Origin of the sequence: Paenibacillus sp. FSL R5-192 (genome assembly GCF_000517845.1) — a bacterium.
GTDB classification, from domain to species: Bacteria; Bacillota; Bacilli; order Paenibacillales; family Paenibacillaceae; genus Paenibacillus; species Paenibacillus amylolyticus.
In genome coordinates, this window is sequence record NZ_ASPR01000014.1 from 210,341 (window position 1) to 225,087 (window position 14,747).

General features: G+C 43.5%; 15 protein-coding genes. 11 read left to right on the forward strand and 4 right to left on the reverse strand.

The features are described from left to right. The first annotated feature begins 4 nt into the window (after positions 1–4). Together C161_RS09360 and C161_RS09365 are read left to right on the forward strand one after the other, a co-directional pair. Positions 5–1,138 (forward strand): nucleotidyltransferase domain-containing protein, encoded by a 1,134-nt coding sequence (locus C161_RS09360; protein ID WP_235193814.1) that lies wholly within the window; start codon positions 5–7, stop codon positions 1,136–1,138. 20 nt (positions 1,139–1,158) lie between these two features. After that, positions 1,159–2,955, forward strand: a complete 1,797-nt coding sequence (locus C161_RS09365) for an ABC transporter ATP-binding protein (protein WP_235193776.1) — start codon at positions 1,159–1,161, stop codon at positions 2,953–2,955. Between the two features lie 162 nt (positions 2,956–3,117). Here C161_RS09365 and cysC read toward each other — a convergent pair whose 3' ends face one another. Beyond that, the gene (gene cysC / locus C161_RS09370) at positions 3,118–3,756 is read right to left on the reverse strand and encodes an adenylyl-sulfate kinase (protein WP_036669868.1); all 639 of its coding nucleotides are present in this window, start codon (positions 3,754–3,756) and stop codon (positions 3,118–3,120) included. A gap of 207 nt (positions 3,757–3,963) precedes the next feature. Here cysC and C161_RS09375 point away from each other — a divergent pair, with 207 nt between their 5' ends. After that, entirely contained in the window at positions 3,964–4,374 is a 411-nt protein-coding gene (locus C161_RS09375) for a hypothetical protein (protein ID WP_036669870.1), read from the forward strand. Between the two features lie 97 nt (positions 4,375–4,471). Then, the gene (gene pdaA / locus C161_RS09380) at positions 4,472–5,251 is read left to right on the forward strand and encodes a delta-lactam-biosynthetic de-N-acetylase (protein WP_036669871.1); all 780 of its coding nucleotides are present in this window, start codon (positions 4,472–4,474) and stop codon (positions 5,249–5,251) included. A 195-nt stretch (positions 5,252–5,446) separates the two neighbouring features. On the opposite strand, the gene C161_RS09385 is transcribed toward pdaA, so the two are convergent. Continuing rightward, entirely contained in the window at positions 5,447–6,295 is an 849-nt protein-coding gene (locus C161_RS09385; protein WP_036669872.1) for a DegV family protein, read from the reverse strand. Positions 6,296–6,400: 105 nt separating this feature from the next. After that, entirely contained in the window at positions 6,401–6,871 is a 471-nt protein-coding gene (locus C161_RS09390; RefSeq protein WP_051447149.1) for a hypothetical protein, read from the reverse strand. A gap of 286 nt (positions 6,872–7,157) precedes the next feature. On the opposite strand from C161_RS09390, the gene C161_RS09395 reads away from it, so the two are divergent. Continuing rightward, entirely contained in the window at positions 7,158–7,544 is a 387-nt protein-coding gene (locus tag C161_RS09395) for a DUF423 domain-containing protein (protein WP_017689551.1), read from the forward strand. 124 nt (positions 7,545–7,668) lie between these two features. Here C161_RS09395 and C161_RS09400 read toward each other — a convergent pair whose 3' ends face one another. Further along, positions 7,669–8,241, reverse strand: coding sequence for a hypothetical protein (locus C161_RS09400; RefSeq protein ID WP_036609959.1), 573 nt, complete (start codon positions 8,239–8,241; stop codon positions 7,669–7,671). A 269-nt stretch (positions 8,242–8,510) separates the two neighbouring features. Here C161_RS09400 and C161_RS09405 point away from each other — a divergent pair, with 269 nt between their 5' ends. From C161_RS09405 to C161_RS09430, 6 genes are all read left to right on the forward strand, one after another. After that, a complete protein-coding gene (locus C161_RS09405) occupies positions 8,511–11,231 on the forward strand; it encodes a hypothetical protein (RefSeq protein ID WP_036669873.1) in 2,721 nt (906 codons plus the stop codon). Continuing rightward, positions 11,228–11,986: a hypothetical protein gene (locus tag C161_RS09410; protein ID WP_036669874.1), complete on the forward strand. Its 759-nt coding sequence runs from the start codon at positions 11,228–11,230 to the stop codon at positions 11,984–11,986. Before C161_RS09405 ends, C161_RS09410 begins: the two co-directional genes overlap by 4 nt. A 144-nt stretch (positions 11,987–12,130) precedes the next feature. Then, complete coding sequence (locus C161_RS09415) at positions 12,131–12,892, forward strand: hypothetical protein (RefSeq protein ID WP_051449671.1); 762 nt, start codon at positions 12,131–12,133, stop codon at positions 12,890–12,892. 18 nt (positions 12,893–12,910) lie between these two features. After that, the gene (locus tag C161_RS09420) at positions 12,911–13,453 is read left to right on the forward strand and encodes a hypothetical protein (RefSeq protein WP_036609956.1); all 543 of its coding nucleotides are present in this window, start codon (positions 12,911–12,913) and stop codon (positions 13,451–13,453) included. Between the two features lie 64 nt (positions 13,454–13,517). Then, positions 13,518–14,138: a hypothetical protein gene (locus C161_RS09425; RefSeq protein WP_036609954.1), complete on the forward strand. Its 621-nt coding sequence runs from the start codon at positions 13,518–13,520 to the stop codon at positions 14,136–14,138. Positions 14,139–14,170: 32 nt separating this feature from the next. Next, positions 14,171–14,743 carry a hypothetical protein gene (locus C161_RS09430; protein ID WP_036669877.1) on the forward strand — a complete coding sequence of 191 codons (573 nt, stop codon included), beginning with the start codon at positions 14,171–14,173 and terminating at the stop codon, positions 14,741–14,743. Positions 14,744–14,747 lie beyond the last annotated feature (4 nt).

A 14,747-nucleotide genomic window follows, 5' to 3' on the forward strand; every position in this document is an offset into this window, starting at 1 on the left:
GAGCATGATTAGAGGTGATCTGACGGCTCTATCCCCTGAAGAACTCAAGGCGGGTTTGCAAGGAACCGATTGGCAGCTTTTTCTGCGGCTTGTCTATCATCACCGCTTATACTCTGTCCTTTATGTGAAAATGAAAGAATTCAACTCTGCAATCATTCCTGCAGATGTTATGGAGAGTCTGAGACAACAATATACGGTCAATACGTTCCGCATGTTACATCTGACAGCTGAAATGGAGCAGGTGTGTGGAGCTTTTCGTGAACGCGGTATCCGCAATATTACACTAAAGGGACCAGCGCTCGCCCATGATCTCTATGGCGATGTATCGATGCGAACCTCCAAAGACCTGGATATCCTGATTCCGTTTGATGATGTGGAAGCGGCTGAAGGCATTCTGGCTACCCTCGGATATGTATCCAAGGAAGGGGAGCGGGCACCTACGGTGCGCAGCTGGAAATGGCGGGAACATCATATCTGTTACACCCATCCGGTCAAAAGGACTCAAGTGGAGATCCATTGGCGTCTGAACCCGGATTCGGGTAAAGAAACCGATTTTGAATTGCTGTGGAAACGCAGTCGGTTCAGTTCATACACACAGACACCTGTCCGTATGCTCGAACAAGAAGACCTATGGGCCTATCTCGTAACCCATGGTGCACGACACGGCTGGTTCAGACTGCGCTGGTTACTGGATATCGACCAGATGATCCGCAGCATGCCACTTGATGTGAAGAAATTAGAGAGACGTCTGAAAGCGGAGGGACGTTTATCCATTGGTTCACAGGCTCTTTATCTGGCCTCGGAGCTGCTGAATACGCCGCTGGATGTAGAGTACAGGTCCTTGATGTCCTTGAGTGACCGTACAGGCAAACGATTAGCCAACGAAGGCGCAAAGTTCATGAACGACATGCTGGAAAGTCCGGCTGATATGAAGTCTTATCAATCGTATTTGTTTAAACTTCGAAGTACAAAACAGAAATGCTTTTTCTTTATTGAACGTTTATATCCAAGTACATGGGATGTGGATCAACTGCCGCTTCCGCGTTCTTTGTTTTTTCTGTACTTTCCGTTACGTCCGTTTCTCTGGTTCTGGCGGCGAATTAAAAGGTATACGGTGACGGAAAGGGGTAAAGTATGATCTCGGAATTAAGGTATTTCATGCGAAAGTTGCATCATGTCACGGGGCCCATTTTATATTGGAATCTGCTAGGGATGATCTGTATCAGTCTCATGGAAGGGATCGGTATCTACATGCTTGTTCCGATGCTGAGTCTGATTGGCATATTTGAGATGGGCTCCACAGGCTTAAACATTCCCTGGCTTGGCGACGTGTTGAATCGTTTTTCTGAAAATAGCCAATTGTTACTCGTATTGTTCACCTTTGTGTTGATTGTCTCCGGACAGGCCTGGATGCAACGTCTCCAGACGATCCGTAATACTCGAATCCAACAGCAATTTGTACGAACGCTGCGCATGGAAACCTATGGTGCTATTATTATGGCGCAATGGTCATTTTTTCTCCAAAAACGAAAATCCGATTTTAACCATATATTAACGACTGAACTTGCACGTGTGAGCCAGGGAACGAGCATTATGCTGCAAATGGCAGCCTCTCTGATCTTTACGGGCATTCAGATCGGTCTTGCTTTCTGGTTATCCGCCAAGTTGACGGCACTTGTGCTGGTCTGTGGATTGGTATTATTTATCGTCTTACGAAAATTCGTCAAGCGGGCCAAGCAGATCGGAGACCAGACCTCTGAATTCTCGCAAAGTTATTATAACGGCATTACCGAGCATTTTAACGGCATTAAGGATATTAAGAGCAACATGCTTGAGCGCTCCCACATGAACTGGTTTGAGCGCATGTGCAGACAGATAGAATGCAATGTCATTCAGTTTAGCCAATTGAACAGTGGAACACAGCTGATTCACCGGATGTCCGCGGCAATCATTATTGCGGCATTCATCTATCTTTCTCTCCGTGTAATGACGGTGCCTCCCGCAAGTCTGCTGCTCATCATCCTTATCTTTTCCCGATTATGGCCAAGGTTTACGGCAATTCAGTCCAATCTGGAGTACATCAGCTCCATGCTGCCTGCATTTCGGGTAGTCAGAGAATTACAAGCGCAGACGGCGAAGAGTCGGGAGATTAGTGAAGAGATTGCTTCGGCAGGAGAAGTTGGAACTGATGGGATTCAACCTATGGAACTGAAGGAATCTATCACCTGTGAGGATGTCTGCTATCGCTATGAGGGAAGTGATGCTTACTCATTGAGAAATGTGCAAGCTTCGATTCCAGCAAGGGGTATGACCGCAATTGTGGGGAAATCCGGAGCAGGCAAAAGCACGCTGATAGATCTGATTATGGGCCTTGTGAGGCCTGAAACTGGTCGTATTTTGATTGACGGTGTTCCTCTGTCAGAAGAACGATTATTGAGCTGGCGAAGTTCAATCGGATATGTCTCCCAAGATCCATTCCTGTTTCACACAAGTATTCGTGAGAATCTGCGTCTGGTTGATCCAAATGCAAGTGAAGAACAGATGTGGCAGGCTTTGCAATTTTCCTCCTCTGCAGCATTTGTACGGAAGTTGCCTCAGGGTCTGGATACGATTATTGGTGATCGGGGTATTCGTCTATCCGGGGGTGAACGTCAGCGATTGGTGCTTGCCCGGGCTATGCTGCGTAATCCTTCTGTATTGGTACTGGATGAAGCAACGAGTGCGCTGGACAGTGAGAATGAACAGTACATTCATGAGGCGCTGGAACGGTTAAAAGGACATGTGACCATTATCGTGATTGCACACCGATTGTCCACGATTCGGACGGCAGATCGTGTAATTGTACTTGATGAAGGTCGGGTGATTCAAGAGGGCGGGTACCAGCAGTTATCTACTGATCCGGTAGGGACGTTCAGCAAACTTTTGAACATGCAAGCGGGTGTTGTGGGGCAGTAAGTGAGTGAGTGGACATCAGAAGACGTTCAAACGTGATGATAGAGTGTGTATCTTTTTCTCTTTATTCATTTATCTATGGTATAACCAGCAATGGGTTCACGTAAAGAGGCGCGCCACAATTGGTGCGCCTTTCATGTAGGTAGTTCGTATAATGAGCAAGAATTAATGAACGAGGGCTGTTTTCGTAGGAAGCGGCAGTTGAAGAGCACCAATCTGCTCCAAATGCTGTACGATCTCTTGCACAGCTTCCTCAATGGACCATTGCTCTGTATCGATGATAAATGAAGGAGATTTGGGTACATCATAGGGGGCGGAAATGCCTGTGAAATGCGGGATGTCACCATTGCGGGCTTTTTTGTATAGACCCTTGGGATCACGCCGCTCACATTCTTGGATTGAACAGCGCACATAGATTTCAATGAAATCATCTGGTTCAAATAACTGTCTAACCATCTCCCGATCCTGTTCATGAGGAGAGATAAAAGCCGAAAGTACAAACAACCCGGCATCAACCATTAACTTCGATACTTCACCAATTCGCCGCAGATTTTCTTGACGATCCCCTGCTGTAAAACCGAGATCACGGTTCAGGCCATGACGTATATTATCCCCGTCCAGAACATAACAGCGTACGCCTTGATCGTAGAGATACTGCTCCAGGGCAAATGCAAGGGATGACTTTCCTGCACCTGATAACCCGGTAAACCATATGGCACGACTATGGTGCCCATTATGCTTCTCCCGGTCTTGCCTGTTGATGCTGGATGATTGCCAGGTTATGTTGCGCTCTTCCTTCGACATGAGTATCCCGCCTTTTCCCTACCATGATATGTATAATATTTTAACATATTTACAAGATTATAGCACCTTACAGATTTCTTCAAAATAAGCGTGAATCGACAAAATATCGGGTATAGATGTAGTACATACATAAGCATTATGCATATATCCAAGGAGTATTTTGAATAGAATGATGCAAAATGCTCACATCGCAGGAGGAACAATGTCATGAACAAAAACATACAAAACATACAAGTTGGGTTTAAATGCCCGGATTGCCAGCAGGATATCCGAGCGGAATTTATAGATGAACAGGTCAGCACGGTTCGTTGTAAAGGTTGTGACAGAGCGTATACACTTTTGAAGCCAACCATCGGTGATGAGATTCTACTGGATTGGGAGCAGGAGGCTTTGTATCACAAGCTGAGGGCAGAGCGGTCCGAACTGGAGAATCACAATATGTCGGCCTTGATTATCAAAGTTATCGAGTTGCTTACATGGCGTGATCGGGGAGATGGACAGACCCGTGCCATACAGACCGTGAGGGAATGGCTTGTTTCCAGTGGCAAACCTCAGACCTTACTTGAATTGTTCCATCAATCTCAGTCACAACCTGAAAATAAACGTTTCGATCGTTAATGATTTACATACATTAGCCGTTACTGTGGCATATTACCTGAAGGTGTTCGTGTGTGCAAACGACTAACCGAATTTTTCAGGAACAGGAGCGGATAGAATGAAGCGAATGGTTCTATATATACTGTTGGGACTGTTATCCATCAGTATGGTACCGGCACAGACTGAAGCGTCACCGGTTACCGGAGCGTATCACTTTGGCTTCAAAAAAAGTCAAAACGGTCAACTGCCCTCCATTGATCAGGAAGGCTTTAAATCAATCTTACAACATAACGATGCCATTTTCCTGGGGGATACAAAACAGAAGGAATTGTATCTCACGTTTGATAACGGGTATGAGAATGGATTCACACCTGCCATACTGGATGTTTTGCGTACCAAGAAGGTGCCGGCGGCTTTCTTTGTGACAGGTCATTATCTGAAAGATCAGCCTGAGTTGGTCAAACGTATGGCGGCTGAAGGTCATATTGTCGGTAATCATTCATGGAGTCATCCGGATATGACCCGCATCTCCAATGAAAAGCTTAGAGAGGAACTTGAGAAGGTCAAGACGGAGGTCAATCGGCTGACCGGTCAACAAGCGACCTTTTTACGGCCACCGCGTGGAATTTTTAACAATCGTACGCTTGCAGAGAGTCATGCCCAAGGGTATGTGAATGTGTTCTGGTCTGTTGCTTATAAAGATTGGGATACCAATGTGCAGCGTGGCGCACAATATGCTCATCAACAGGTGTTGAAACAACTCCATCCGGGCGCTGTCATTTTGCTTCATTCGGTATCCAAAGATAACACGGAAGCTCTGGGTTCCATTATTGATGAGGCCCGCAAGCAAGGATACGCATTCAAAAGTCTGGATGATCTGCGGACCAAAAGTTATTGATCCTGTATCATAATGAGCAATGGACCAAGTGTAGGTCATTCAAAAGTTTAGCAAAAATATTAAAGGGCATCCTGAGCGATTAAGCTCGGAATGCCCTTTTTTGTTTATAACGGTATGCCAGTCCAAGTATTGGATGTACCACATACAGATTTAGAAGAAAGGATTGGGTAATACGATACGATGTAACGTGTAATACTATAAAACAGTATTATAGATGATTCCAATCGTTTTCGGGCCGCAATGACTGCATACTACACAACCAGCAGTGGTTAGTTCAACTCGGGCACCCGTCTGTTCCTGCAAAGACTTCTGCAAGTCAAGCGCATCCTCTTCAGCCATGGTGTGCACAACAATCAGCAGGTCTGGATCGATCTGATCCTTCTGGCTGAGCGTATTATTCAGCATTTGTTCCAGAGCTTTCTCCCGTTTCCCGCGCACTTTATAGGCAGGTGCCATCTTGCCATCTGTTACCCGGATGACAGGACGAATCTTCAACAGGCTTCCAATCAGGTTCTGCATGCCCGAACAGCGTCCGCCTTTATGCAGATACTCTAGTGTATCGATAACAAACTCCGTGCGTACATTTGATTTCATCGCCTCAATCAGGTGTGTAATCTGAGTCAGGTTTTGTCCTTTATCAGCAGCATTAACAGCTTTCATTACCATCAGTGCAATTCCTGATGAGAGATTCTGTGAGTCAATGACCGATATTCGACCTTCCGGGAACTCGGAACTCGCTAGTCGTGCATTTTGATAGGTAGAGGAAAGTTCAGAAGATAAGCTGATATATAAAATCTCATCCCCTTGATCTATGTAAGGTTGAAATGCCGTTATGAAGTCAGCGGGGGAAGGTGCAGCTGTTTTGGGAAGACGCCCATCTTGGCTAACACGTTCATATAGCTGTTCAGGCTTAATCTCAGCACCGTCTTTCAGTGATTCTTCACCGAACACGACATACAAAGGGATGATACCGATATCGTGCTGCTGGATCCATTCTGGAGCCAGATCACTTGTGCTGTCCGCAAAAATTTTGATTCGTGACATGTCAATCTCCTTTGAAAACAATGATTTTGGCAAAAAATATAGATTATACTTATGTGTAAACCCATTCATTTTAATTATAAGGAAACATGACGTTGATGCAAAGCGTTACATCAGCGTCATGCCTACCAAGATAAGTCCAACGAATAACAGAATCATGATCCCATTTAATATGGTTCCGATAATGGCAAAAACTTTCTTTCGATTCTTGAGGACAAGACCAATAATTCCGACGATACCTCCGGCCAGATTGAGAATCAGGCAGACCAGGATGGCTAATGAAGCCAGAACCACTGCTGGATGCAAGGCGATCTCTTCTGTCTGCAACGGGGTGAGAACTCCGATGGATTCGTTTACAGCCATGGTGGCAATAAAGAATATCAGAATATAACCCAAGATTGCAACCAATCCAATGACAAAGCTGGCGATCCCAGGTCCGGAATGTTTCAGTGGTGCCATTGGTTGCCTCTCATGATCTGGCGGGTATGCTTCATACCCATTGTTATTGTATGGATCTGCATGGCCAGGATTCTGATCCGTGTTGTTATAACCTGAATTATAGGAATCGCGATTATCCATAATGTTGACTTGCCTCCCTTAATCATCGTACTGAGTGTTATTAACCTAATCAATGAGTAATGATTCTTTCTTAAAATACAACGATTACATACCTGTTTACTTTTCCATAAATATCGATAAAAATCAAGGATTTACGCTTGTTTCCTACAATTTATAGGGCAGGGATAGGATTGTTAAGTATAAACAGACATATGACCTTTGAAGCTCCGTCCCGACTGGTAAAGAAGGAGTGGATTCGCTACAATAATAGGTGTGAAGTGTAGTTGAATTAAGGGAGAGAACTTATATGCAACGAAGATGGATGATGCTTGGAGCTGTAATGACCATGCTGTCGGTGGCGATTGGTGCGTTTGGTGCTCACATGCTCAAGGATACGATTGGGCCGGCGGCCATAGCTACATATGAGACAGGTGTGCAATATCACATGATTCATGCATTGGCTTTGCTCATTATTGGTTTGACGGCTGGTCAACTTGGAGCATCGACAAAACTGAAGTGGGCAGCGCGTCTGTTGTTTATCGGAATTATTGTGTTCTCAGGCAGTTTGTATGTGCTTAGTATTTCTGGCATCAAGATTCTGGGTGCCATCACACCGATTGGTGGGGTAGCCTTCATTGCCGGATGGTTGTTATTGGCATTAGATGTATGGCAGCGAGGTAAGGATCGCTCCTGATCGGTCCAAATAAATCTCGGAGGGTTCAATCCTACATGAACCATTGAACTAAAAAAGCAACTTGCGTTAGAATGTCCCGTCATTCTAACGCAAGTTGCTTTTTGTTTTAATCTGATGAAGTTAGTTACAGAAACTCATCGATTTCATTGGTTCGGAACGTATACACCTGTTTTTCATCGACATGGTAGATGCTCACAATACTGGTATCACGATCAAAATTCAGAATACGGCAAGGAATGCTCTGATGTTTACCGTTTTTGTTATTGACAACAATACGGGTGAGTTTATTCTCTTTAATGAGCGTGTCAATCCACGCGTCAAACGAGTTTCCATCGGATACATTGGATGTTTGGGTGGCAGGCTTTTTCTCGCTAACCGGTTGTTCTTGTTGATTCTGTGTTTTGACTGGAGCAGGTGAGGCAGGTGTCTGAGCTGCAGTGGACGCCTTCTGTGCTGCGTTGGCTTTTTTGCGTTCGTTGTGAAGTGTGACGAAAGAGTCCTTCTTGGACTGGAGTGTCGCTTCAATAATTTTGCCTAGCTCTATGCCGGATTGAATCCGAAAGTCCGCAATTTGTTCTTCATTGTTTATGAACTCCAACAGGGACTGCAGTGCCAATGCATTTGAGCGGCTCTTAATAAGTATATCGACATTAAATAAAAAGCCGATGTCCTCTTGATTGGATAAGGTTTCTTTCATTCATCCCAGCCCCGTTAAAAATTATGTCAGCTCAAAAAAACGCTTCAATTCACTATATCATTAAAAAGGAAATTATCATAGTGCTAGAGACGCAGAAATATGCCGATTCGAGATGTATCTAGTCCCGGAGTGCCCCTTAAATTCTCTCCAGAATAGAACAAATATTCTTCTTTTTTCATCCCCTGATCGTCCTGTTTGCCTGCGCCAGTCGTGCGGGTCTACTCTATAATTTATTTAATCAGGACAGGAAGCAACAGGGGGAATCGGGAATGGGCAATGCATATCAGGATCGATTGAGATACGTTTATAAAATTACATCTTCCAGAATTAGAAAAGCGGATTATGATCTGCATCTTACTTATCAAGAAGCGACAGTAAATGGAGAAGTGGCATCTATTGGAAACCATCAGGTGTTTCGTTTTATAGATCGTATTCGAGGCACCAAGGAGAGGGAACAAGATCTGGCTAGAATCAAGCTGGAAATAGAGCGATTAAAAGCCTTGAAAACCAATGCTGAACATAAAAGAGCAATGAAGAAATTGCATGAAGAACTAAAAAATTTGAAGTTTGCCGATGATTACTTGCTGGTGGTCATTGAAAATAATAAAGACTATGATCGGCTGAATTCATCAAAAGCTTTCTCCATCAACGGCAAGAAATACAAGCGGTTATTGGCTACGACAGGTGGAGCCAAAAGTTCGACGGTCATCTATGTGAGTGAGGATATTCATCCGCTGTTGGAGAAAAGATTGAATAACGGCAGAGATCCCAATAAAGAGCTGGTTCCTGCCAAACTGGAGGCATATAAGGCCTTGGCTTGCAGTACAAGCACGCCTGTGTCACATCCCGAACGGGTATTGGTTGTTCATGATTGTATAACTGAATTTGGCGCAGACATAATTCAGATTGATGATACCGAGACAGAATACCCTCGCATTGAGAGTAGGAAAAATGAGCCTATTCAGATGAACATGAGTGATGGGTTCGGTCTTATCTCTCCTGCACTTAGTGAACGATGGGCAACCGAGCTGGGACATGCATATATCCCGAGTGGATTTTGTATCCGTAATAGCTTCTGTAAAGGTATGGTCTTTACATTTGATTATCACGAATTTGCTGATCGAGTTGCAGGCAAGTATATGGTGGACGATGCCTGGGGTAATCCTGTGGATATTCTAGAGGTAGACCTAATCATCACAACGTCTATGCTCAAACTATGGAGCTCGTACAACAGTATCGACGATTATCTGTTATGTTGCGGTTATTATGGCTACACGTTCAGCGTAACGAAGGTTACACCCGAAGAACTGGAGGATGAGCGTCATTTAAACTACCAGTTTATTCAGTCGCTCCAATTGGATGATAACGAGATTGGTGAACTTATTACTCCCACGGTGGACTCGATTAAGGATGTACTGGGTGAAGACTATCGCAAGGCACTGTTATTTCTCAAAGGAATTCACATCCATGAGAACGATTATAGAAATAGTCCAGATGATTATATCAAAGGGCTGATGGTAGACCCGCGACTTATAGATGATCCTTTTGTGCGCAACAAAATTCATACCTTAATACGTAAACGAATGAATGAAGCCAAGATCGGAGTTCTAAGAGTGAAAGGCAATTTCAGTATTATTTCTGGCGATCCCTATACATTGTGTCAGAGCATATTTGGCTTACCTCTAACAGGATTGCTGAGCTCGGGTGAGTTCTACTCCAGATATTGGAATGAGCGGCATGTAGACCGCGTGGCTTGCTTCAGAGCTCCGATGACTTGTCATAACAATATCAAGGTGCTTCGTTTTCGAAATACAGATGAGATGCAGCATTGGTATCGCTATATGAACACGGTCACGATCTTAAATTCATGGGATACGACGACGCATTCCTTAAATGGTGCAGATATGGATAGTGATCAGGTCTTAACTACAGACAACCACACAATTCTTGGGGCAATTCAGGAGCTTGATGCGATTGTATGTGTACAGAAAACCTCAGCCCAAAAAATTCCGGATGAAAAGGATCTGATTCAGGCCAACAAAGACAGCTTTGGTGATCTGATCGGTTTTACAACGAACAAAATCACATCGATGTTTGATGTATTAGCCAATTATGAGGAGCATAGTGCAGAATATCAGGAAATGATGTACCGAATTCAATGTGGTCAGCATTATCAACAAAATGCCATTGATCAGGCCAAAGGTATTGAATGTAAAAAAATGCCGAAGCACTGGTATGATATTCGCGCTGCGGTAACGGACGAGTCTGCCTTGAAAATGGTAGCACACAAGAAACCTTATTTTTTCATATACAATGACCCGGAACAGAAAAAAGAATATACCACCTATGTAGAAAAAACGAGTCAGAAGTGCTTGCAGTTATTTGGCATGACTGTGGATGAGTTGTATTCGAAGAAGGAGCTATCTCCGGATCAGGAACAGTTCCTGGCACAGTATGAACAGAGAATGCCTGTATCCACGGCACCATCTGTGATGAACCGGTTATGCCATCAAGTGGAAGATGAGTTCAACAAGTTAAAGCTAAAACAGTCCGAGAGTCCATTTGATCATACGATACTGATGAGTACCAAAAAATACTCACAAGCTCGTTACAAGGAGATTCAACGTTTATATCAGATGCATAACGAAGAGCTACGTAGCTATATGACTAACTTGCGCAAGAGTAAGGTGAAAAAGGAAGAAAGATCAGCCCGATGGCAGTTGTTTGTTTCACGTTTCAAGGAGCAGGCGCTGGAGATCTGCAATAACGAAGAAGATCTGTGCAATATGATTGTGGACATGTGTTATCGAAATGCGGAGAAATCAAAGCAATTTGTATGGGATGTCTCCGGGGATCAGATTATTCGCAATCTATTGCTCCGCAATGATCACATCATCCATTATCCGGTTAGAGACCGGGACGGCGATATTGAGTACGCGGGAAGAACCTTTAAAATGACCCAAATGTATGTGAAGGAGCAGCGCCCTTGAAAATCATTCTGAATGAACGTCATCATGCCGAGCAAGCAATTGCACATGGGAAAATGGATAAGAAGCCAACCAAAACGTTGATTTGTTTAGCTAAATACGGGCTTCAACAAGGGAAGAACGCCGAAGATGCATATGCGTTGTTAAATCAGTTTATGACCAAGTATTATCCAGACTACAATGCTGTCCAGTGGGATACATTTCTCAATCGTATCATTAAGCAGTCTCAGAAGTATATCAAGATAAGGGAGGAGGCAAGCAAGAGCACGCTAATCGAGATTGATCATGTACCTGTAACGCACGAAGAACTTCAAAAGATCAAACAACTTAAAAGTAAACGACTCGAGAAATTGGCCTTTGTTTTACTGGTCTACAGCAAGATTAATAATCGAATCAATGAAAATGATACGTACTGGATTAATAATGAATGGAAAGAAATCTACGGTGATAGTCAAATGGCCGTAAGCAAAAAAGATCAGGGGTTATTGGTGCACAAACTTATTCAGTTAGGGTATCTCAAAGAAAGTCAACGTGTCGATTCAACTAACGTACAGGTTTTGTTCGCTGCGGAGCATGGTGAGGTTGCCTTCCAGTTAGTTCGCTTCGATGACTTTGTGTTGGAGTACTCTCGCTGGAAAGGAGAAAATATTAAAAATTGTACTGTATGCGGAAAACGGATGCTGGCAAAATCGAACCGAATGAAATACTGCAAGGAATGCAAAAAAGCTGGCATTAGTCCCATTAGAAAACTTCTCTAAAGCTAGACACAGCAATGCTTTTCATGGTTGTTCAAGAATTTCTTTAATGATAAGCCAGAGACAGGTTTCCTAGTTATGGGGGAGGTATCAACTTGGAAACAGTCTTATAAAAAATATGCTACATAACGCTTAGGTAGGTGAATTATGTCAAATGGGATAACTTTAGCACATGTAGAGTCTTTAATTAGAGAAGCAGTGAAACATAGCGGTCCGGGACAGCCTGGAGATTCTGGGGAAACCGAACTCGCCATCAAGCGGGCACTGGAGGCTGCTGGCGAAGCCTTACAGGCTGCCGGAAAAGCAAAAGAGGCTTATCAGACGACTCGACTTGTGTACCAGAGTCCGGTTGCTGATTTTGAGGAGTTAAGTATGCAGTACCCTTCTCCTGAAATAGGCTGGACGGTACAGACGTATAAGGATGGCAAGAGATATCGTTATGATGGAAAGACATGGGTAGAGATTGATGTATTTGGTCAAAACCTTCAGGTGGTTAATCCCGATGTGGATGGGCTCATGAGTACAGCTGAACACCTGAAATTAAATGAGATTCCATTGGAAGTACAGGATCGTGTTATTGTCTTTTGCAAAGAATCACAGGTTTACCCGGAAGTACTGGGCATTTTAGCCCCTTTTCCATTCGATGGCGAGATTTTACATGTAAAGGGCTACTGTGGGGTTACTGGAGATACCGCAACTGAAATAAGAATTGAACGATCCAAGGATCTCATTCACTGGCAGGATGTGATGGGGAGTCCACTGAAATTTGAAGCATTTCAACATCAAGATGATGGTGAGGCTACATTTGAGGTGAGAAAAGTGGAGGCTGGAGATATCTTCAGAATCAACATCGTCGAAGCCGGTTCAAACATTCAACATCTTACGATTCAATTAACGATCAGAACATAAAAAAGGAGATGGATTATAATGACACAACCAATTATTTCATGGATGGATGCTACACATAGTAATGAGATTATTACCCCTTTTGACTACAAGGTTATTGATGCGGATAGCAAAAGTGATATTTTTATTTTCAATGTATGGAACAATAAGAATGGCGCTTCGGACGTATCTAAAATGGAAGATTGCACGATTACAACGCGAGATATGACTGGTGGTACTGGGGACACGGAGGCTCATGATGTAGAAGTGGTGAAGAATAACTGGTTCCACGTTCAGGTTGATTCCTTGGGGGAGACAGACCTGGAAGAAGAAAGTTCACGTATTGGTAAGGATTTTTCCAAACCCATCGGAACAACAGGCAAGACAACCAAAGATCATACGGGAACCGCTTATGCAACACCATTTGCACCGGGACCGAAAGAAATCCTGGGCGTTAGTAACAATGGAAATCCTCAAGATGCGGCTGGTAACTATGTAACGCTATCCATTCAATGTGTAGTGCCGCTGAACGCGAAAAGTGGCAAGCAACAGTTCAAGAAACGTATTTCCTACCGTTACGTGTAAAAAAAGAAACAGTTATGGGACAGGCTATTGCAGCCTGTCCTTTTTATTAAAAGGGGGAAGTCCTGTGATTCTAGGTAATACACAATTTACGCGCTCACCTGTATCTCAAGCCTATGTATGGATTGCTGATTATTATGATGGTACTTATTTAAGCGAATTCGATTTGCAGACACAACAATCAAACAGTTTTTATAAAATTAACAAGGAAAAGTTGGTCTCTTTTGGATTGATCGGGCAAGGATCTCACGTGTATCACAACGTTGCCAACGGTGTATTTCATATTAATGCGGATCGGTACTCTATATCATACGTATGTGAAGAACAAGAATACCCGCTAACGGGTAGGACCTTTCTATACAGTGACATCATTCAATTCAAGAATGTTTCTTCAGATGTGAATATGAGTGGACATTCAGGTCCTGGGAGTTCGGGGGCTTTCAATAATACGATTGAATGTTTTAACTTCGGGTACAAAAAAATGATGAATTTGAACGATGTGCAGATTAACTTTCAATGTGTGTGTTCCCTGCCATTGAAAGAAACTGCTTTTCTCCAAATTAAAATTACCTCAGATCAGGACCTGCCTGGGCAATTAGTTATTCGTAAAAATGGCTTTGTCATAGATCAAGTTGTAGCCCCTCTGAAGGCAAATCATGCAGGAATCATAAACTGGGACATTCGTTGAGTTGGATTTTGAGATGAGAAGGTGGTGAAAGTATGGCGATTCAAGAAATAGCACTGGATATAGATCTATCCATAGGTGTTTTCAAAGATACGATATATCAGGCCCAGAAGTTGAAACTAAGAGAGTTGAGCCAGGATGCGGACGGGAATTCAATCTATCCAGCTAATGGGTCTTGGGAGTCCACTCCCATTCGGATTCAGGATAAGATTGCTTCATTTAAAGGTGTGGCTGCAAGCGTAGATATTGCGGGTGGCGCAGCATACAAGATCTACTGGAGTACATCTGAGGATGGGTTTGAGTGGGGGGCGTATGAGGAAATCTCTGCTAATAGCGCTGTGTCCAAATCGCCTGCAAAGTATGCGAAGGTGAAAATTGAGATTGTTGCTGAGAAAGAATATTCGAATTTCTACATAGATGATTTTAAGGAGAAGGGGAAATACAACAATTCCTTTGTCGAAAGTGACTCGGGTTCTCTAGGCTTAAAGAAGACATATCAATTGAATATGGAAAGAGCATCGGACACTCCAGCAGGGATGGTGCTGAGGCAGAAGATTGAAAATACGAAATTCAAGAAATTAGATGGAATCAGAGTGAGTAAGGGGTGATTTT